Raw genomic sequence first — 20,627 nt, forward strand, 5'->3', positions numbered from 1 at the left:
AAAGTAGAATAACATGAGACTCGGCATTTTCGGCGGCACATTAAACCCCATACATTACGGACATCTGCGGGCTGCCGAGGAAGTGCGCGGGATGCTTAAGCTTGACAAGATACTTTTTATCCCGTCAGGCAAACCACCTTTTAAAAAACCTGAACTTGCTTCCGGAGGCCGCCGTTATGAAATGACAAAGATTGCCGTGAGGGGAAATCCTTTTTTTGATGTTTCAGACATTGAATTAAAAAGACGCGGTGTGTCATATACTGTGGATACATTAAGCAGTCTGACGGGTAAATTTAAAAACGCAGAGTTTTTTTTTATTCTCGGCATTGATGCCTTCCTTGACCTGCCTTTATGGAAAGAGTCTGACAAACTCCTCGGACTTGCAAACATAGTTGTAATCTCAAGACCCGGTTTTTCGTTTGCTGATCTGGCATCCTCCCCGTATCTTAAGGGAGGCGCTGTGAAGACACTGCGGGGATTTGATAAGGGGGACAAAACTTCCCTGTCTTTTAAGGCAGGCTCAGGCAGTAAGATATTCCTTTGCAGGATTACAGGGCTTGACATCTCGGCATCCAGCGCCCGAAGGCTGATACGCTCAGGGAAAAGCATAAAATACCTCTTGCCTGATTCAGTGGAATCCTATATAATTTCAAATAAGATATATAGATAGAGTGAATAGTGAACAGTATTTAGTGAATAGGTTTTTATAGTTTTTTGTCTTAACTGTTCACTGTTTACTGTTAACTGAGAGAAAGGGGGGAGACCCTTAAACAGTAAAACAAAGGCTATAAGGGCTGCAAAAATAGCCTCAAATAAAAAAGCCCGGAATATAGCAGTCCTTGATTTAAGGAGCCTTACGACTATTGCGGATTATTTTGTAATCTGCTCCGGTGACAATCCGGCGCATATAAAAGTATTGTCAGAAGCGATAAAGGAAAATTTTTCAAAGGACAAGATACGTTTTTTCGGCATTGAGGGAGTTGATTCCGCACGGTGGATTTTAATGGATTACGGCGATGTGATAATCCATATTTTTGATGATGATACGAGGATCTATTACGAACTTGAAAAACTGTGGCTTGACGCACCGAGGATACCAGTGAAAGCTGCGCTCCGTATAAGAAAAACAAAGGCAGAGATCCGAAAAGATGACTAAATTTGTAGTATTCCTTTTTATAGTATTCATAACCGCACTCGGCTATCTCGCAATCCTGAATAAAGAAACAATCACCCTTAATCTTGGCGCCGGGCATATTTACGAAGTCCCCAAGGTCGCCTTAATCCTCATCTCCAGCGCATTCGGCGCCCTTGCAATGCTTGTGATAACTGCCGTCAGGGATCTGAAGCAGTATATTGAAAACTGGCAGGGCATGCGTAGGCATAAAAAAGATCTTCAGATACAGGAATTATATTCAAAGGCGCTGGATGCCTTTATTGCGTTGAGGTACGATGAGGCATCTGAAATTTTTAACGGTATTGTTGAGGAACAGCCCGAGCATCTGAATTCACTGCTAAGGCTCGGCGATATTGCATTTGTAACAGGCGATATGCTCAAGGCAAAGGACTTTTACTCAAAGGCAAAGGAAGTGCGTCCCAAAAGCATTGAGGTTCTGTTTTCCCTTGAAAAGGTCTTTGAGGCGGAGCAGAAATGGCAGGAGGCATTAAGATACCTTGACAATATCATTGAGATGGATGAGGAAAATCCCATGGCGCTTTTCAGGAAGAGGGAGATTCATGAAAGAAACAAAAACTGGGAGGAGCTGCTTGATACCCAGTATAAAATCCTTAAAAGCGACATATCGCAGAAAGAAAAACAGACAGAGCACAAAAATCTTATCGGCTACAAGTATGAACTTGGACGGCATTATCTTGAAAAAGGCGACATAGAAAAGGCCAAAAAGACTTTAAGGGCAATTATAAAACTTGATAAAAATTTCGTAGCCGCCTATCTTGCGCTTGCCGAGTCATATTTAAGGGGCGGGGATATTGAGGAGGCCGAGGATATCCTGATGAAAGGACTTGAGACCACCTCTGCCATGGTCTTTCTTTTGAGGCTTGAGGACCTGTTAATTGATGCCGGCGAGCCGGGCAGGATTATAGACATTTATCAGAATGTGATCCAGAACAATCCAAGGGATCCAAAGCTTCAGTTTTTCTTTTCAAAGCTGTATTACCGCCTTGAAATGATAGATTATGCTTTTGAGAGAATTACTGCCGTGCTGGATACCACGGCAGTGGATTATCCCGACCTGCACACGCTTCTTGGCAATATTTATGAAAAACACATGCAGTACGACAGGGCTGCTGCGGAATTTAAAAAGGCATTAAAGGTGCAAAAACTCTTCCTTGTGCCTTTCTGCTGCTCTGAATGCAGTTATATCACAAAAGACTGGGTAGGCAGATGCCCTGAATGCAAATCATGGAATACACTCACCATTGACCTTGATGGAACCTGTAAAGTTTAGCAGAGAAAAGGTAGTCCTTGATACAAGCCTGTTTGTAAACCCCGATGTGCGCAATGATTTCGGAGACACTCCGACAAAAGCGCTTGAGGGTTTTCTCTTTCTTGCGGCGCAGATTCCCACGCTTGATTTTTACATGCCGTCATCCATATTCAAGGAGCTTCTGAATTTTATAGAGCCTGACAGGATTACAGGCGACCTGCTTACAATCCTTCATCAAAAGTCGCCTAACAAGCACGAGCTTTTTTTCCCCTCGGTTCTGCTTTATGAATTTATTGAGGAAACCAGAGAGAGGGTTAACAAAGGGCTCAGGGCCGCTGAAAAGGCAGTCAGAGGCGTGCAGAAAAAAGATGAAAAGGAAATTATTCAGGAATTGAGGAGGCAGTACAGAGAGGCTCTCAGGGAAGGGATAATTGACAGCAAAGAGGATGTTGATTTGATACTGCTTGCAAAAGAGCTGAATGCCCTGCTTGTTACAGCGGATCAGGGACTTATAAAATGGGCTGAAAAATTCGGCATCAGATGGCTCCTGCCCAATAAATTCAAAGACTATCTGCTGAGTACAATAAAAAAAACAAAGAGCGCTGAGGTTTTCTTGTAGGCTTCGCAAAGAAGCAGGGGCAGGTTTTAACTTTTAGAGTATATAGCAAAATGGCATTATAAAAAACGCTAAAAGTAAAGACTTGACCCCCATCACATTAATTATTTCCAGCCTTGACTAACAATCCGAAATCCGACCTGTTCCTGCGGAACTTGTACCGGTCCCTGCGGTGTCTGTTGTACGACATTCACCTGCTGTTTTCGAAAGTCAGCAGAAATCTCATAATAATTTGACAATTGCTGACTTTCAATGAAAGCGATTTTGTAATTTTTCTTATTTTGTACTGCATTTAGCCCAAGTTCATTCTCGGGATTCCATATTTTCCCGAATTCTAATTCTTTATTATATTCCTCATACAGATTAGTCATCGCTTTCGAAAGGATGTCATTCGCGTTTACAATTGTTTTGATGCCTAAATCTTCATACGCCTCTTTCCTTCCAATGAGATATTGGTGGGAATACAGCTTTTCCGTAAAATAATCAACAATCTTCTCAATTTCATCTTCTTTAAGTTGTATTTTGTGGCTTTTAAGGAGTCGCTTTGCAAGAATACGGATAAGGTTGTGGATACGATTCACGTTCCCAAGTGCTAATGGATGGATTTGTGGGTTCGATTCAATAAATTTTGTGAATATTCTTGAAAGCTCTTCATCTCCTTTAATTCCGAATTTAATTTTTGCTAAGTCGAAATATGCCATCACGTCCTCTACGCTTATTGGAATTCTGTTTTGAGGATTCGTCGGATCAAGAGGATTAAACACATTTGCAGTTGAAGGATCAATAGGTGAAAGTTCAGAGAGGTTGCTCATCACAATTTCATCCGCACCGAGTGCAATCATTGTTGCCGAACTGTGTGCTTTATAAGGGACCAGCACAGAAAACTTATCGCAATATTCACGGACCATGGCGACCAGCCTCCACGGGACCATTGTGTCCCCTCCCGCGCTATAGAGAAACAAGTCAATATTTTGAATGTTACCGATAGTCTGAAGCTGCTTGCTTATAAACGGTATCACATCCATAGCAATCCGTGCGTTAAACGGCCCCTGTCGATCACTCGTCAAGTACGTGATTACCCGCGATTCCCGCAAGCCTTCTATTTGTTGAATAAGTTGTTTTCTATCCATGATTTTAGCTCATCTATTTTAGCATTATCCCTGGATTACTTCAAATAAATATGAAGCACCTGTAGTATGACTGGAATGGTATAGAAAGGGAAATACAGGGACATGGTGCCGAAGGCGGGATTTGAACCCGCACGGAATTGCTCCCACCAGACCCTGAACCTGGCGCGTCTGCCAGTTCCGCCACTTCGGCATTTTCAAAAGACAGTTATAAGTGAATAGCTAAAAAAATAGATACAAGATTCATGATTCAAGATGCAAGTAAAAATTTAAGCTTTAAAACCTGAAGCTCAATATTATTCTTATGTCCGTCACTCTTAACTTTCAACTCTCAACTCTTAACTATTCTTTCCCCGGGACTATAAACGGATTATCTCCGTCTATTGCCGCTAACTTCATTGTCATTACCTGATATATAAAGACGCTTGAGCCGAGATTTTTCACCGTCTTGCCCTTAATCTTCCAGTCCCCCTGCCAGTTAATAGTAACCATTACGGATGAATCGGTTATTCTTACCATACGGGAGGTGAAGTCCAAGCCGGCTTTTTCAAAGAAAAGTTCTTTTTTGATTTCATCCGCAAATTCAGGCAGAAGATATTCCCTGAGCGCACTTGTGTCCTTCTGCTCGTATGCTGATTTAATTGCATTTGTTATGCGGATGACTTCCTGCGCCGTCTGGGAATCGGCAGAGGGCTTTACCTTGTCTTTCCCGCCGCAGCCATAAGCCGTAAGGAAAATAATAATTAAAAGAAAATAGATTTTTTTCATAAAAAGCGACCTCCAGCTTTATGATTTTACATTATTAGGGAGACTTTCTCAATAGAGGGCTGATACCAGTTGATGTCATCGATGATTCGGGATGACTAAGCAATCTCAGCTACTTCCTTTTAAACATTTTCCTCAGCTCATCAAGCGGGAAAAAAATCCTTGTAGGCCTTCCGTGCGGGCATTTGTCAGGCGACTCTGTTTTATCAAGGTCTGAAAGAAGTTTTGATAATTCCATCTCATTCAGGGGTTCGCTTCCCCTTACGGACTTGTGGCAGGCAAGCCTTGCCGCTATGCCGTGTGTGAGCCTGTCTTTTTCAGGCGCGCCCTTTGCGCCGGTCCCTTCTTCTTCAATTATGCCTGATGCAATATCTAAAAGCAGTCCTTTGAGGTCTGCTTTTCTAAGCTCCCGCGGGATTGTTTTGATAATCACATCATGCCCTCCGAATTCCTCAACAACAAGCCCGAAGTCATTCAGAAGGCCCTTATGATTCATGATGATATTAAATTCTCTTGGAGGCAGTTCCACCCTCACGGGAAGAAACAGGTTTTCTGTTTCTATTGCAGTCTTTTTTAAATATTTTTCATAAAGGACCCTTTCATGCGCCGCATGCTGGTCAATGACAATAAGCCTGTTGTCGGCAATAGCGGCAATGAAACATTCTCCGATATGAAAATATTTGTGACGGGCAAAGGCTTCTTCGGCAAAAAAACCTGGCTGAAAATCTTTTGCATGCTGTTCCTGAACAACAGATGGATTATAAAAGCCGCTTCCTGACGGTTTTGGGTATGTAAATCCCGGCATTGAGGCATTGCTTACCCCTTTGTCCTGCGTGCCGGACACTGCCCCGCCTCTGAGTGCGTCATATACTGCGGACTCCACTAATCTATGGATTTCCTCGGGCGTTTCAAATCTGACCTCGCGCTTTGCAGGGTGGACGTTTACATCCACTCTCTGAGGGTCTATGTCAAGAAACAGGAAGAACGCAGGATGCCTGTCTTTAGGAATCAGCCCGCTGTAAGCGGCATAGACAGCATGATTTACAGTAGGATTTTTTACCGCGCGCCTGTTGACAAATATGTACTGGTAGCTTTTGCCCGCCCTTGTAAAATCAAGTGATGACAGAAAGCCGTATAGTTTCATGTGTCCGGCGTCTTTTTTTACCTCAAGAAATTCGCCTGACAGCTCTTCGCCGTAAAGCTGGATGAATCTTTCCTTAAGGCCCTTAACGGCATGCACATTGATAATATCGCTGTTATTATGTTTAAGGGTAAATGCAGTTTCAAAACACGGGAATGCCTTTTGGATGACTGTGTCAATAATGTGTGAAAGCTCTGTGGGGATGGTCTTTAAAAATTTTCTCCTTGCCGGGATGTTGTAAAAGATATCCCTTACCTCAACGGCAGTTCCCGCATATGCAGGCGCATCCGTGATATTTTTTTCCTTTCCTCCATTGATTTCTATCTTTGTGCCGGCGCTGGAATTTACTGCTGAGGTTATAAGCGTAAGTTTAGAAATAGAGGCGATGGAGGGCAGTGCCTCGCCCCTGAAACCGAGCGTTGATATATTGAAAAGGTCGTCGTCGGATCTAATTTTGCTTGTGGCATGCCTTTCAAGGCACAGCAGAGCATCTTCCCTGCTCATGCCTGCGCCGTCATCAGATACCTTTATGAGTTTTTTGCCTCCGTGAAGGGCCTCTACAGTGATTTTCTCTGCGCCTGCGTCTATAGAGTTGTCAATCAGTTCTCTAACGACAGAGGCAGGGCGCTCTATGATCTCGCCCGCGGCGATTTTGTTTATTAATAAATCAGGCAGAATGGCAATTTTAGGCATGACTAATTATATTACAACAAAGCGGCAATGGGAAGCGCTGAAGGATTCCCGACTTGTGGAGCCTGTCTGAAAACTCAGTATTCGTCATCCTCCGGTCGATGCGACTCCTTCGCGGAGATCCGCTTCGGACTTGACCGGGGGATCCAGACGTCGTCCTCCGATTTAATCGGGGGAACCAGGACCTTAAAAACCCTGGATTCCCGCCTACGCAGGAATGATAACTATATGGAAATTGGGAATTTGATTTTTTAAAAAAATAACTTTGAAATATCAGATTTTTCTGATAAAATGTAAAAAATTATGGATAAAAAGAAAATATTGCTGATTGACGATTCGGCAGTATCAAGAAAGAGATTTTTTGAGATTCTTGTCGGGGCGCGGATAACCGGACTTTCCTCAGGTTTTTTACTTATTCTTAAACGTCTTTTCCAGAAATATAAAAAACCTTCCGAGTCTTTTATAGGTCAGGTACAAATAAAGCTCAATAAAGAAATTATAATTCCTGTGCTTCCATCTCCAGAGTGACAGTTTGTGCAGAGGACCGAAAACAAGATTGCTCCAGAAGGATTTAAGGAACCTGTCATAACGGAACGCAAGGAAGGAGTTTATGTAAATGGCATTCAGCAGCCTCGGATTTTTTACCCACGGGTTTCTTACCTCGTCATTTGTAAAGTTTTTCCATCCCTCAAGGTGCGTAGGCGGTTTAAACCCTGCCTTCAGCGCCTCTTGATACAGCAGAGTGCCGGGCAATGGCACATAGGGCTGAATAGGCACTTCTGCTCCGGGATGCCTCCTCCTTATTTCATCCGCAAAATCAAGAACCCTCTGCAATTGTTCGTCTGTTTCATTGGGCAGTCCTATTATGAGGGAGTAAAGTGTTTTGATATTTCCCTGCGAAACCACCCTGATGCCCTCGTCAATCATACGCCTGTTCTGCCCTTTCCTGATATATTTAAGCACCTCATCGTCAGGCGATTCTACGCCGAAAAACAGATATACGCATCCGCTGTCTGCAAATTTCTGAAGCAGTTCAGGGGTAAATGTATTTATCCTTACATTAGCTATCCACTTAAAATCCAGTACCCTCAGGAGGTCGCAGATATTATTCATGACTTCCTTCCTGCCGGCTAAAAAGGTGTCATCATAAAATGTCATCTTGCGGACGCCGAGTTCTTTCAGCTTGAGGAGTTCAGTCCTGATTTTCTCAAGGCTTTTTACCCTGCATACATTTTTATGGAAATAAACGTTATAGCAGAATCCGCATTTATGCGGGCAGCCCCTTGATGATTCATAGCCTATGTTCTCAAGGGTGTCCTCGGTTTTCCTGAGATATTCATTCAGGATTTCCCTGCCTTTGCCATCGTAGGGAAACGGCAGGGTCTCTATGTCCAGAAAGTCCCTGTCTTTGTTCTGAATGTTTTTTCCGCTCCCCTTCCATCCCAGCCCGTCAATACTGCTTAAATCAATTTTGCCTGTTTGCAAGGCCTGCACAAGTTCAAACAGGGTCTGCTCGCCTTCGCCCTTTACCACAAAATCCACGAATTCTGATTCCAGCGTCTGCTCAGCCATCATGGAAGGGTGGGTTCCACCCCAGACGAGCGGGATTTCAGGATTGATTTTACGGGCAAGTTTGGCAAGCCTTAGTGTGTTTTTAATCTGAAAGCAGGTCATGGTTGAGAGACCGATAAGCAGGGGTTTCCTCCCAACCAGTTCCCTGAACCGCTCTGTTTTATGAATCCTTTCGTCAAAATATTCAACCTCTATGCCGCGCTGTTCAAGGTACGCGCCGAGGGAAAGGATGGCAAGCGGAGTCCATGCGTGATAGGGAAACGGGCTTGCATTTGCATATGCTAAAACAACCAGATTTTTTTCCATTAGCTTTGTAATTTAGGAGTTAAACTTTGTGACTCGTAACGCATTAAGCGTAACGAGTTACGATCTTTTTAAATCTTGACCCCTTTCGTAAAACGGATAGCTAACCGCGGCATACATTGCCGCAGTCATGATATTTAAGCCCATGAAATAGTTTAAAAAAAGCGCCCTTATTGCAAACGAAAGACCTGCCTCTTTCCGCATGAAATTCCACCATTTCAGGTTGGCAATCAGAAAAATAATCAGCAGGGTGATAAAGACATTTTTTGCCGCGCTGGCAAAGGGGATGAAGAACAAAGACAGAAAACTTAAAAAGGCGCAGAGCGCCGCTATGCCGTTGCTTGGCGCCGTAGGCCCTGCATTGTCAAGCTTTTTCTCCCTGAAAAATAAATGCACCCACATTACCGTGCGCTTAAAATAATTCCTTGCAGCCTGTTTAAAGGTGGCAAATTTATGTATCACCATCATCTTTGTATCAAGCGTGATGCTGTCGGTCTTATTGACCCGTCTGGCAAATTCAAAGTCCTCAACATCCGCGCCCTTGTAGGATTCATTATATCCGCCGATTTTTTCAAAAAAATCCTTTTTTACGGCGCCGCACCTTGGGGCAAATACGCTCACTTTGCTGTCTTTGGTTCCAATTAAATGAATATATTCAAACATAGCCATATATTTCGGCACAAACCCCTTATTTAACGGCTTGGTGGAGCATATTCCTATGACGCAGTTTGCCGAGGGGTTTTTCTGGAAGTAATCATGCACCTCTTTAACAGTGCCGTTCAGCACAATTACATCAGAGTCAAGGAAGAATATTATATCCCCCTTTGCCGCCTTTACCCCGATGTTTCTTGCAACGGCAGGCCCTGAGTTTTTTTCTAATTGTAATACCATTACAGGGTAGTTTTTTACGGTTTTTACAGTGCTGTCAGTAGAGCAGTCATCTACGATTATTACCTCAAAATCCCTAAATTCTGATTTAAATATCGAGCCCAGAAGGGCAGGCATGAACCGTTCGGAGTTATAAGTTGGGATGATGATTGAGATCATGATATACTGTATGAGTATAATAATTATCATGCCGTAAAATCAAATTACCCCGGCTGAGGTGATACAAACTTATGTATTTCCTTGTATTTTTCTGATAAAATATGATAATTTTCAAATCAATAAAATTAAAGAAAAGGGGGGATACCATTTGAAGGACGGCGAAATTGAAGAAATTCTGCAAAAGGAAAATGAAGAATACAAAAAGCTTGAGGAAGAGCACAAAGTCCTTAAACAAAGGCTGGCTGAGATTGATAAGATTAAGTATCTTACGCCCGAAGATGAAATAGAGAGAAAAAAGATACAGAAGAAAAAACTGGCGCAAAAAGACCGCATGGCGGAGATTATAAGGGAATATAAGAAGAAAGTGAACGGTTGATAGTGAACAGTGAACAGTTTTTTAACTATTCACTAAATACTAACGACTGTTCACTGCCTTTTCTGCTATTCACTAAATACTATTCACTAACGACTGATTATGAAAAGCGATTTAATTAAAAAAGGACTTGAGAGGCTTCCGCACAGGGCCTTATTGTATGCCACAGGGATACCGCGCTCTGAGATGTCCAAGCCGTTTATAGGCATTGCCACGAGCTTTACTGACATAATTCCCGGACATACAGGCATGCGCGACCTTGAAAGGTTCATTGAAAAAGGGGTTCACACGGCAGGCGGTTATCCGTTCTTTTTTGGCATTCCCGGCATTTGCGACGGCATTGCAATGGGTCATAAAGGGATGCACTACAGCCTTCCTTCAAGGGAGCTTATTGCAGATATGGTTGAGACCATTGCAGGCGCTCATCAGCTTGACGGACTGGTGCTTCTTACGAATTGCGATAAGATTACCCCCGGCATGCTTATGGCAGCGGCAAGACTCAATGTGCCTTCAATCATAGTTACTGCCGGGCCAATGCTTGCAGGCCGCATGAAGGGGAGGAGGCTGTCCCTTGTCAATGACACATTTGAAGCAATAGGAAAATATAAAAAAGGACTTATCAGCGATTCCGAGATGCAGGAGCTTGAGATGTGCGCCTGTCCGGGCACCGGTTCGTGCCAGGGAATGTATACGGCCAATACAATGGCCTGCATTACAGAGGCATTGGGCATGAGCCTTCCGGGCTGTGCAACTGCGCTTGCAGTATCATCCAAAAAGCGCAGGATTGCATTTCAGAGCGGGCAGAGGATAGTTGAGCTTGTGAAGAAAAATATAACGCCCGGAAAGATATTGACGAGGAAGGCGTTTGAAAACGCCATAATGGTTGACATGGCTTTAGGCGGCTCTACGAATACGGTTCTGCATATACCTGCGATTGCGCATGAAGCAGGTGTGGAACTGCCCCTTGAGGCATTTGATAAACTGAGCAGAAAAACGCCGCATATTGCAAATATGCTTCCCGGCGGTACGCATTACCTTGAAGACCTTGAATATGCCGGAGGCATCCCGGCGGTGTTTAAAAGGCTTAAGCCTCTTCTGAATAATGTTATGACGCTTTCAGGGGAAAAGATTTATGATATTGCAAACAGGGCTGAGATTGTGGACAGCGAGGTAATCAGGCACTTAAATAACGTGTATCACAAAGAAGGAGGCATTGCTATCCTAAGGGGAAATCTTGCGCCTCACGGTGCGGCTGTAAAGCAGAGCGCTGTGGCTGAGAAGATGCTCAGGCACAAAGGCAGGGCAAGGGTTTTTAATTCAGAGGAAGACGCCATGAAGGCAGTGCTTGCAGGCAGGATCAGGGGAGGCGATGTTGTAGTCATCCGTTATGAAGGACCAAAAGGCGGTCCCGGGATGAGGGAAATGCTCAGCGTTACCGCTGCCATTGCCGGTATGGGCTTAAGCGAGTCCGTGGCGCTGATTACAGACGGCAGGTTCTCAGGCGGCACGAGGGGACCATGTATAGGGCATGTTTCGCCTGAGGCAATGGAAGGCGGGCCGATAGCAGTTTTAAAAGACGGAGACCTGATTCATATTGATATACCTCAAAGAAAAATGGATGTCCTGCTTAGTGATAAGGAAATAAAAGACAGGCTTAAAAACCTTAAACCGGTTAAGCCGAAGATAAATAAAGGATGGCTTGCAAGATATGCCAGATTTGTCACATCTGCAAGCACAGGGGCGGTACTTAAAGACAGTGAATAGTGAACAGATTGAAGATGTGAAGTTATGCCAAAAGCGTGTCATTCCCGTGAAAACGGGAATCCAGAAAGATACTGGATTCCGCATCAAGTGCGGAACGACAAAACAGGGAGAGATTCCGGACAAGCCGGAATGACAGAACTATTCACTGACGACTATTCACTTTATGAAGGAGCTTAAATGAAAAAGACAGGCGCTGAAATTTTAATTGATTGTCTGAAAAAAGAGGGCGTAAAACACGTCTTCGGCTATCCCGGGGGCGTGGTACTCAATATCTTTGATGTGCTTTATGACGAAAAGGACGTAAAACTTATCCTCACAAGGCATGAGCAGGGCGCTATTCACGCGGCTGACGGCTATGCAAGGGCCAGCGGCAAGATAGGCGTTGCAATAGTGACGTCAGGTCCAGGCGCGACAAATACTGTTACAGGCATAGCCAATGCGTCAATGGATTCAATACCTATGGTTGTTTTTTCCGGACAGGTGCCGACAATGCTTATAGGCAACGACGCCTTTCAGGAGGCGGACATAGTCGGAATTACAAGACCCTGCACAAAATACAATTATCTTGTTAAGGATGTGAAGGACCTTGCGCAGACGGTGAGGGAGGCGTTTCACATTGCATCAACCGGAAGGCCGGGTCCCGTGCTCATTGATTTGCCCAAGGATGTTACTGCAGGCAAGGGTGATTTCATATGGCCCGAGCACATAAAAATCAGGAGCTACAATCCCACATATGAGGGCAATAAGTGGATGATAAAACAGGCGGCGCATGAGATAGCCAAGGCCAAAAAGCCTGTGATAATGGCAGGCGGCGGCGTAATACTTTCAGGCGCCTCAAAGGAATTAAGGGAGCTTGCGGAGATTACGCAGGTGCCTGTAACGATGACGCTCATGGGGCTTGGAGGATTTCCCGGCACAAGCGAGCTTTCACTGGGAATGTTAGGAATGCATGGCACATATTATGCCAATATGGCTGTCCAGGAAGCGGATCTATTGATAGGCATAGGCGTAAGGTTTGACGACCGCGTTACAGGAAGGGTGGCATCGTTTGCGCCTCATGCAAAGATTATCCATATTGACATAGACCCGACCTCAATCAAGAAGAACCTAAGGGTGGACATCCCGATTGTAGGCGATGTCAGGCATGTGCTGAAGGATATGCTTAAGGTCATTAAAGAGGACGTTAAAGAGCCGTGGGATGCAATAAGAAAGTCGTGGCTGAAGCAGGTAAAGGCATGGAAGCAGGAAAGGCCTCTTCATTACACTTATGATGAGGAAAAAATAAAGCCGCAGTTTGTCATAGAAAAACTGCATGAACTTACAAAGGGCGATGCAATAATCGCCACAGAGGTCGGACAGAACCAAATGTGGACTGCGCAGTTTTTTAAATTTGACAAGCCGAGGACGCTTCTTACCTCCGGCGGGCTCGGCACCATGGGTTATGGTTTTCCCGCGGCAATAGGAGCCCAGCTTGCCTGCCCTGACAAGCTGGTCATAGACGTGGCAGGCGACGGAAGCATTCAAATGAACATACAGGAATTGGCAACTGCGGTGATAAATAAATTGCCGGTTAAGGTAGCGATCCTGAATAACGGCTATCTGGGAATGGTCAGACAGTGGCAGGAACTGTTTTTCAAAGAGCGTTATTCGCATACACATCTTGAATCCGGTAATCCTGATTTCGTCAAGGTTGCGGAGGCGTACGGCGCAGTAGGGCTGAGGGCTTCAAAACCGGAGGAAGTTGTTCCTGTGATAAAAGAGGCGCTTAAGGTGAAGAACAGACCTGTGTTTATGGACTTTATTGTTGACTGGAAGGAAAAGGTCTATCCGATGGTTCCTGCCGGCGCTGCGATAAATGAGATGATGTTTGATGAAGAGAAGAAGGAAGAGAAAAAACTAAAGGCGGTGAAATAAAAAAAGTTCAAGCCGTTCAAACGGTTTAAACAGTTTAAACGGCTTAAACAACTTGAACGATTTTTATTATAGGAGAATAAATGAGACATACGATTTCAGTGCTTGTAGAAAACAAATTCGGCGTGCTGTCAAGGGTATCGGGGCTTTTTAGCGGCAGGGGTTATAACATTGAGAGCCTTTCAGTCGGGGAGACGATTGACCCTAAGATTTCCATTATGACCATAGTCACCACAGGCGACGACCAGATAATTGAGCAGATAACCAAACAGCTCAATAAACTTATTGATGTCATCAAGGTGGTTGACTTTATGGAGATAGACCATGTTGAAAGGGAGATGGTGCTTATTAAAGTTTCTCCGAGGAAGGAAGACAGGATTGAGGTGCTGAAGCTGGCCGAGATATTCAGGGGCAGGATTATTGATTCAGGCTTTTCTACATTTACAATAGAAACCACAGGAGATGAAGGCAAGATAAATGCGTTTATTGAACTCATCAAACCCTTCGGGATAAAAGAGTTTGTGCGCACCGGAAAAGTTGCGATTGCAAGGGAAAAGGCGAAGAAATAAAAAGGGAGGAGTTATGGTAAAGATTTACTACGATAAAGATATTAAAAGGAATATGCTGAAGGGGAAAACGGTCTGCATCATGGGCTACGGGAGCCAGGGACACGCCCATGCCAATAATCTGAAGGAAAGCGGAGTAAAGGTCATTATCGGCATCAGAAAGGGCGGAAGCCTTGATAAGGCAAAAAAAGCCGGTTTCAGTGCAATGCCGCCTGCTGAAGCGGCAAAAGAGGCTGATGTGATAATGATGCTTTTGCCTGACGAATATCAGGCGGATATTTACAAAAATGAAATAGCGCCGAATATAAAAAAAGGCGCCTATCTTGCATTTGCGCACGGCTTTAACATACATTACGGGCAGATTGTCCCGACTCCTGGAATAAATGTTTTCATGGCTGCTCCTAAGGGACCGGGGCATCTTGTGAGGTCTGAATATACAAAGGGAAGCGGTGTGCCGTGCCTTATCGCAGTTCATCAGGACCCTTCAAGAGACACAAAGGAAGTGGCGCTTTCCTATGCATCTGCAATCGGAGGCGGCAGGGCAGGTGTTATTGAAACCACATTCAAGGAAGAGACAGAGACAGACCTCTTTGGCGAGCAGGTGGTTTTATGCGGCGGCGTTACATCCCTTATTCAGGCAGGCTATGAAACACTTATTGAAGCGGGTTATGCGCCTGAGATGGCGTATTTTGAATGCCTCCATGAGGTCAAGCTCATAGTGGATTTAATCTACGAGGGCGGGATTTCCAACATGAGATATTCAATCAGCAACACGGCCCAGTACGGAGATCTGACAAGGGGACCGCGTGTCATAACTCCTGATGTCAAAAAAGAGATGAAAAAAATCCTCAGTGAAATCCAGTCAGGCGAATTTGCGAGGGAATGGATACTTGAATGCAGGGCCAATAAGCCTGTGTTCAATGCCCTCACGAGAAAAGGCGAGGAACATTCCATAGAGGAAGTCGGGGCAAAACTCAGGGCAATGATGCCGTGGCTTAAAAAAGGCAAACTTGTGGATAAATCAAAAGCATGAATGCAGTTGATAGTCGTTAGTGAATAGTATTCAGTAGCTGTTCACTGTTCACTGTTCACTGTTCACTAAAATTATGTTCAAATTCGCTCCTGAGGGTTATCCTTTCATCATTGGTTTCATCTTCATCACGCTTGTAGCCGCAGTTGTAAGGCTACTGTGGCCGACTGCACTTTTCTTTGTCCTTACGCTGTTTATGTTCTATTTTTTCCGCGACCCTGAAAGGACAGTCCCACAAGGCAAGGGCTTATTCGTTTCTCCGGCAGACGGCAGAGTCATTTTAATTAAGGAAATTCATGGTGATATAATCCCCCCCGACCCCCCTTTGATAAAGGGGATCGAGGGGGATTATATCAAGATAAGCATTTTCATGTCGCCTTTTAATGTCCATGTAAACAGGGCGCCGTGCGACGGTGTTGTAAAGACAGTGAAGCACACGCCCGGCAGATTCTTTGCTGCGGACAAGGATGAGGCGTCCATGCTCAATGAAAATATTGCAATGGTCTTGGAAGGCAATGAAGGGAAGATACTTGTAAGGCAGGTGGCGGGTTTTATAGCAAGAAGGGCGGTGTGCAGGGTTAAGGCAGGCGATAGACTAAAAAGAGGCGAGAGATTTGGTATGATAAAATTCAGCTCAAGGCTTGATGTCTACTTGCCATTAAATGCTAATATTAAGGTAAAATTGGGTGACAGGGTTAAGGCAGGGGAAAGCGTATTAGGCGTAATTGAATAAATAATTTAAAAGAAAACCACAGAGGGCACAGAGTGTTTTATTGCAAAATTATCAATTATCATTTCAAAATGCAAATTTACAATGAATATTTTCTCTGAGTTCTCTGTGGTTAAAGGTATTTTCAGATGAGAAAAGGCATTTACATACTTCCGAATGCATTGACGCTTTGCGGGATGTTTCTTGGTTTCTATGCGATACTCGCATCCTTTAAAGGCAGTTTCATACATGCGGCATGGGCTATACTGATTGCCAATATCTTTGATGGGCTTGACGGATGGGTCGCAAGGCTGACTCACAGCACGACAAAATTCGGCATTGAGCTTGATTCGCTTTCAGACCTTATCGCGTTCGGCGTTGCCCCTGCAGTTCTTCTCTACGGTTGGTCGCTTCATTACTTCGGCCGTTTTGGCTGGGGCGCTGCGTTTCTTTATGTCATGTGCGGCGCATTGAGGCTGGCGAGGTTTAATGTCCAGATGGGCTCTGCAGAAAGCAAGGCGTTTACAGGCATGCCGATACCGGGCGCCGCTACCATTGCAACATCATCGGTTTTATTTTATCATGAAATGTGGGGCAGTCTGGGGGGAAAAAATTACCTGATACTTGCACTGATTTTTGTGCTTGCGATACTCATGGTAAGCACACTGCGTTATCATGGGCTGAAGGAGATTGACCCTAAAAGGAGAAAACCGTTCTGGATTTTAGTTGTTTTTGTGATTGTGCTTGTGCTTGTGGCCATGCATCCGGAAAACATGATTTTTATTTTTGCTATGTGCTATATGCTATGGGGAATTATTGAGAATGCAGTGATGTTTTATAAAAAGAGGAGACCCAATACAGCAAGTTCAACATAGTTTGAATCGTTTAAACAAAAACAGGTTCAACGTTGTTTAAATTGTTTAAGCCGTTCAATCTTGAACAACGTTAAACGGCTTGAACCATATTGAACAATATTAAACAAATTTGAACTATCTTGAATAGGTAAGTTGAATGAGAATAATTAAAATTTTTGATACAACGCTCAGGGACGGCGAGCAGTCTCCCGGCGCGTCAATGAATGTGCAGGAAAAGGTACAGCTTGCAAAACAGCTTGCGCGCCTCGGCGTAGATATAATTGAGGCCGGATTCGCAATCAGCTCTCCGGGCGATTTTGAGGCGATTAAGACCATAGGCGCAGAGGTTGAAGGCCCTGTAATATGCAGTCTTGCGAGGGCCAAGGAAGAGGACATAAAAAGGGCGTGGGAGGCGCTTAAGGATACGCCTAAGAAAAGGATTCATACGTTTCATTCCACCTCTGACATTCATCTTAAGCATCAATTCAGGGTAAGCCGCGAAGAGGCGTTAAAGAGGTCGGTTGAGATGGTCCGGCTTGCAAGGAGTTTTGTTGAGGATGTTGAATTTTCACCGATGGATGCAACCAGAAGCGATGTAAGTTATCTTTGCGAAGTGATTGAGGCCGTTATTGAAGCCGGCGCATCAACGGTTAACATACCGGACACGGTCGGGTACACCATTCCGAATGAATTCGGCGCATTGATAAAGGCTGTCTGCGATAAAGTGAAGAATATTGATAAGGCGGTAATCTCAGTGCACTGTCATAATGACCTCGGGCTTGCGGCGGCTAATTCACTTTCAGCAGTGCTGAACGGCGCAGGGCAGATTGAATGCACGCTTAACGGCATTGGAGAACGCGCAGGCAACTGCTCTATGGAAGAGGTTGTCATGGCACTAAGGACAAGGCGCGACATCTTTAATGCGGATACAAAGATACATACAGAAGAGATAATGAGGAGCAGCAGGCTTGTGACTAAAATAACAGGCATATCGGTTCAGCCCAACAAGGCAATTGTGGGCGCAAATGCCTTTGCCCATGAATCAGGCATTCATCAGGACGGACTTTTGAAGGATAAATCCACATACGAAATTATTACTCCTGAGACCATAGGGCTTCATAAGACAAAGCTCGTTCTCGGCAAACATTCGGGCAGGCATGCGTTTAAGACGAGGCTTAAGGAATTAGGCTACGAATTAAGCGATGAAGAGCTGAACATTGCATTTGAACGGTTTAAAAAAATTGCCGACCAGAAAAAGGACATTTTTGACGAGGACATTGAGACGCTGGTCTCTGACGAGGTGACGAAGATACCCGAAACTTATAGCCTGATTGATTTATATATAACATCCGGAATGAGCCAGCAGCCTACTGCTGCCGTTAAATTAAAAATGGGAGATGAATTAATGGAAGTCACGGAACATGGCGACGGACCGATTGACGCGATATATAAAGCCATTGCCTCTGTGACAGATACAAAGAGCAGTCTGCTTAAATTTGAGGTCAAAAGCATTACAGGCGGCACGGATGCGCTTGGCGAGGTGATTGTGTCGCTTGAAGAAGACGGCAAGGCTGTCAGAGGGCACGGCGCGGATACGGATATCATCATCGCCGCGGCCAAGGCTTATGTCAATGCGCTCAACAAATTGGCAGTGAGAAAGAAGTAGGGGATTTGCATTTATTTTCTAAAATTACTTCCAGTTTTCTATTTTTAGCCCATTGATTTTTCTAAAATGCGCGGTGTTATTTGTTACAAGGGTCGCATCATTCTGCAGGGCTATGCTCGCTATAAGTAAATCCGCATCATCCAGCGGCTCCCCTTTTGATTCTAATTCAGCCTTTATTTGCCCGTATGCCGCTGGAACACCGTTAACAGTATGCAGCGTGCTTATCTTGGTTTTTAAATCTTCAACTACCGCCAGGTTTTTATCTTTTTTCATGGATTTATACGCGCCGTAAAAAAGTTCACATTCAGTTATAACAGTAATAAAAACTTCTTCAAAACCATTCTTCACTATATTCTTTTCAATATTTTCATTGCCTTTTAACCAGTAGATGCACATGTCGGTATCAAGAATAAATTTACCCACTTAGTTTTTCCTTTTAATAAACCATTTTCTGTGAATTTTAATATCTTTTATGATTGCATCCGCAGACCGTTTGTCATCCCATCTGCCGCATAGACCTGTTTTCTGTATATGCTCTTGTTTGTCTTTTACATGCAGGTATTCACTGATTAACCCTGTAATGATAGCTTTTAACGTCTTGCGGTGAGAAGCAGCTTTCTTTTTAAGCTCTCCGTGTATTACATCCGGAAGTTCTACTATTAACTTTCCCATAACCCACCTCCTTATGGGTAGATTAAGCAATATTTAAATATTTGTCAAATACAAAAAGGTAGTTTCTGAAACTACATGGAGATTTTTGTTGAAACTTAATTGGGTTAGGCATTGGTCATTATATGTTCACAGTGTTTCGGAGCTTTTGCTGCCTCTGTAAATATTTCCAATGACTTTTCAATGCTTTTTTGATAGACTTTTTCTTAGCAGAAAAGATAAGGGATGTTTTGGAAAAGATGGGAAAAGGCTCAAGGTATTGCCAAGAGCTTGGCGGGATACTGGACGATATTCATAAAGGCAATTTCAAAAAGGCAGATGAGGAAATGAATAAACAAAAAGCAATTGATTACTGGTTCAATGTGGCGAATTACGATTTAAAGACAGCCGGAGTAATGTTCAATGGCGGGCGGTATCTTTATGTAGGTTTTATGTGTCATCAGGTTGTTGAAAAGGCATTAAAGGGGCTATTTGTAAAACAACACAATAAAATTCCGCCATATACGCATAACCTTCTGACTTTATGTGCTGAATTGGAAATTGAACTGACAGAAGAACAGAAGGATTTTTTTACTGAATTGAATCCGTTTAACATAAAAGCACGTTATCCGGAGATGAAAGAAAAAATGGGAAAGATTATAAATAAAAAGAAAGCGGATGCTTTATTAAAAAAGACAAAGGATGTTTATAAATGGCTCAAATTAAAGAAAAAGTAAAAAGGGTTTTAAGAGACTATCTCGTAAAAGTTCAAAGGGAAATCCCTGTGGAATTTGCTGTTTTATACGGCTCACAGGCAAAAGGCAAGGCGCGGCCTGACAGCGATATAGATATAGCAATATTTTCCAGTAAATTTAAAAACAAGTCTTATTATAAAGCACAGGTGATGCTGCAAAAATTCTTATGGGGTATAAAGGCTGACATCCAGCCGGTAGGCTATTCCTTGGAAGAATTTTCTTCAAAAGATAAATTGGATTTTGTTGGCGGTGTTATTAAAAAAGAAGGCCGCGTTGTCTGCAGGAAGAATAAGATTTTGATTTAACGACAAAATCAGCGGGGCGGGTTACTGCCTGTCCATGTGGCATAAACAATCGTCCCTTCTTTCCTCATACTAATTTCTTTAAAAACCTTTTCCCCCGGAATTGCTTTTACTTTTCCTGTTTTAATGTCGGCAACTCTTTTTTCAGCCTCCTTAGCCCATAATTTATCAATTTCTTTTTTTGTTGGATTCAAAGTGTCTAATAACTTATTCACGAGCAGCGCTCTGATGTCTACGGGCAACGATATGGCTTCTGAAATAAGTTTATCTGTTTTTATCATAACCTCTCCTTTTTCATACTATTATACCATGTTGCCTATGAGTGATTAATGCAAAACATTTGT

General features: G+C 43.7%; 22 protein-coding genes and 1 tRNA gene. 14 read left to right on the plus strand and 9 right to left on the minus strand.

Annotated features, from left to right (window positions below):
• Window positions 1–13 precede the first annotated feature (13 nt).
• From HZA10_11070 to HZA10_11085, 4 genes are all read left to right on the plus strand, one after another.
• Window positions 14–670, plus strand: a complete 657-nt coding sequence (locus HZA10_11070) for a nicotinate-nucleotide adenylyltransferase (protein MBI5196843.1) — start codon at window positions 14–16, stop codon at window positions 668–670.
• Window positions 671–787: 117 nt separating this feature from the next.
• Window positions 788–1,156: a ribosome silencing factor gene (rsfS, locus tag HZA10_11075; protein ID MBI5196844.1), complete on the plus strand. Its 369-nt coding sequence runs from the start codon at window positions 788–790 to the stop codon at window positions 1,154–1,156.
• A complete protein-coding gene (locus HZA10_11080; protein MBI5196845.1) occupies window positions 1,149–2,465 on the plus strand; it encodes a tetratricopeptide repeat protein in 1,317 nt (438 codons plus the stop codon). Before rsfS ends, HZA10_11080 begins: the two co-directional genes overlap by 8 nt.
• Window positions 2,446–3,063, plus strand: coding sequence for an RNA ligase partner protein (locus HZA10_11085; protein ID MBI5196846.1), 618 nt, complete (start codon window positions 2,446–2,448; stop codon window positions 3,061–3,063). Before HZA10_11080 ends, HZA10_11085 begins: the two co-directional genes overlap by 20 nt.
• Before the next feature lie 101 nt (window positions 3,064–3,164).
• On the opposite strand, the gene HZA10_11090 is transcribed toward HZA10_11085, so the two are convergent.
• The 6 genes from HZA10_11090 to HZA10_11115 all read right to left on the minus strand — a co-directional run bounded on the left by HZA10_11090 (window position 3,165) and on the right by HZA10_11115 (window position 9,735).
• The gene (locus HZA10_11090; protein MBI5196847.1) at window positions 3,165–4,190 is read right to left on the minus strand and encodes a hypothetical protein; all 1,026 of its coding nucleotides are present in this window, start codon (window positions 4,188–4,190) and stop codon (window positions 3,165–3,167) included.
• A gap of 103 nt (window positions 4,191–4,293) precedes the next feature.
• Window positions 4,294–4,380, minus strand: a tRNA-Leu gene (locus HZA10_11095).
• A gap of 149 nt (window positions 4,381–4,529) precedes the next feature.
• Window positions 4,530–4,955, minus strand: coding sequence for a hypothetical protein (locus HZA10_11100; protein ID MBI5196848.1), 426 nt, complete (start codon window positions 4,953–4,955; stop codon window positions 4,530–4,532).
• Window positions 4,956–5,064: 109 nt separating this feature from the next.
• Window positions 5,065–6,786 carry a DNA mismatch repair endonuclease MutL gene (mutL, locus tag HZA10_11105; GenBank protein ID MBI5196849.1) on the minus strand — a complete coding sequence of 574 codons (1,722 nt, stop codon included), beginning with the start codon at window positions 6,784–6,786 and terminating at the stop codon, window positions 5,065–5,067.
• Window positions 6,787–7,191: 405 nt separating this feature from the next.
• Entirely contained in the window at window positions 7,192–8,661 is a 1,470-nt protein-coding gene (locus HZA10_11110; GenBank protein MBI5196850.1) for a B12-binding domain-containing radical SAM protein, read from the minus strand.
• A 57-nt stretch (window positions 8,662–8,718) separates the two neighbouring features.
• Window positions 8,719–9,735, minus strand: coding sequence for a glycosyltransferase family 2 protein (locus tag HZA10_11115; protein ID MBI5196851.1), 1,017 nt, complete (start codon window positions 9,733–9,735; stop codon window positions 8,719–8,721).
• Window positions 9,736–9,853: 118 nt separating this feature from the next.
• Here HZA10_11115 and HZA10_11120 point away from each other — a divergent pair, with 118 nt between their 5' ends.
• The 8 genes from HZA10_11120 to HZA10_11155 all read left to right on the plus strand — a co-directional run bounded on the left by HZA10_11120 (window position 9,854) and on the right by HZA10_11155 (window position 18,578).
• Window positions 9,854–10,081: a DUF465 domain-containing protein gene (locus HZA10_11120; GenBank protein ID MBI5196852.1), complete on the plus strand. Its 228-nt coding sequence runs from the start codon at window positions 9,854–9,856 to the stop codon at window positions 10,079–10,081.
• Window positions 10,082–10,180: 99 nt separating this feature from the next.
• Window positions 10,181–11,842 (plus strand): dihydroxy-acid dehydratase, encoded by a 1,662-nt coding sequence (gene ilvD, locus HZA10_11125; protein ID MBI5196853.1) that lies wholly within the window; start codon window positions 10,181–10,183, stop codon window positions 11,840–11,842.
• 177 nt (window positions 11,843–12,019) lie between these two features.
• Entirely contained in the window at window positions 12,020–13,756 is a 1,737-nt protein-coding gene (gene ilvB / locus HZA10_11130; protein MBI5196854.1) for a biosynthetic-type acetolactate synthase large subunit, read from the plus strand.
• A gap of 80 nt (window positions 13,757–13,836) precedes the next feature.
• Window positions 13,837–14,322, plus strand: coding sequence for an acetolactate synthase small subunit (gene ilvN, locus HZA10_11135; GenBank protein MBI5196855.1), 486 nt, complete (start codon window positions 13,837–13,839; stop codon window positions 14,320–14,322).
• Between the two features lie 13 nt (window positions 14,323–14,335).
• Complete coding sequence (gene ilvC / locus HZA10_11140) at window positions 14,336–15,352, plus strand: ketol-acid reductoisomerase (GenBank protein ID MBI5196856.1); 1,017 nt, start codon at window positions 14,336–14,338, stop codon at window positions 15,350–15,352.
• 73 nt (window positions 15,353–15,425) lie between these two features.
• Entirely contained in the window at window positions 15,426–16,082 is a 657-nt protein-coding gene (locus HZA10_11145; protein MBI5196857.1) for a phosphatidylserine decarboxylase family protein, read from the plus strand.
• 125 nt (window positions 16,083–16,207) lie between these two features.
• The gene (gene pssA / locus HZA10_11150; protein MBI5196858.1) at window positions 16,208–16,933 is read left to right on the plus strand and encodes a CDP-diacylglycerol--serine O-phosphatidyltransferase; all 726 of its coding nucleotides are present in this window, start codon (window positions 16,208–16,210) and stop codon (window positions 16,931–16,933) included.
• 136 nt (window positions 16,934–17,069) lie between these two features.
• Window positions 17,070–18,578, plus strand: a complete 1,509-nt coding sequence (locus HZA10_11155) for a 2-isopropylmalate synthase (protein MBI5196859.1) — start codon at window positions 17,070–17,072, stop codon at window positions 18,576–18,578.
• Window positions 18,579–18,602: 24 nt separating this feature from the next.
• Here the strand turns inward: HZA10_11155 and HZA10_11160 are convergent, their stop codons facing one another.
• Window positions 18,603–19,001 (minus strand): type II toxin-antitoxin system VapC family toxin, encoded by a 399-nt coding sequence (locus HZA10_11160; GenBank protein MBI5196860.1) that lies wholly within the window; start codon window positions 18,999–19,001, stop codon window positions 18,603–18,605.
• Window positions 19,002–19,250 carry a hypothetical protein gene (locus HZA10_11165; protein MBI5196861.1) on the minus strand — a complete coding sequence of 83 codons (249 nt, stop codon included), beginning with the start codon at window positions 19,248–19,250 and terminating at the stop codon, window positions 19,002–19,004.
• Between the two features lie 236 nt (window positions 19,251–19,486).
• Between HZA10_11165 and HZA10_11170 the strand changes: the two genes are divergently transcribed.
• Together HZA10_11170 and HZA10_11175 are read left to right on the plus strand one after the other, a co-directional pair.
• Window positions 19,487–19,963 (plus strand): HEPN domain-containing protein, encoded by a 477-nt coding sequence (locus HZA10_11170; GenBank protein ID MBI5196862.1) that lies wholly within the window; start codon window positions 19,487–19,489, stop codon window positions 19,961–19,963.
• Window positions 19,939–20,286: a nucleotidyltransferase domain-containing protein gene (locus HZA10_11175; protein ID MBI5196863.1), complete on the plus strand. Its 348-nt coding sequence runs from the start codon at window positions 19,939–19,941 to the stop codon at window positions 20,284–20,286. Before HZA10_11170 ends, HZA10_11175 begins: the two co-directional genes overlap by 25 nt.
• A gap of 8 nt (window positions 20,287–20,294) precedes the next feature.
• Here HZA10_11175 and HZA10_11180 read toward each other — a convergent pair whose 3' ends face one another.
• Window positions 20,295–20,561, minus strand: a complete 267-nt coding sequence (locus tag HZA10_11180) for an addiction module protein (GenBank protein MBI5196864.1) — start codon at window positions 20,559–20,561, stop codon at window positions 20,295–20,297.
• Window positions 20,562–20,627: the final 66 nt, after the last annotated feature.

The sequence above is a fragment of the Nitrospirota bacterium genome, assembly GCA_016212185.1.
Lineage (GTDB): Bacteria > Nitrospirota > Thermodesulfovibrionia > UBA6902 > DSMQ01 > JACRGX01.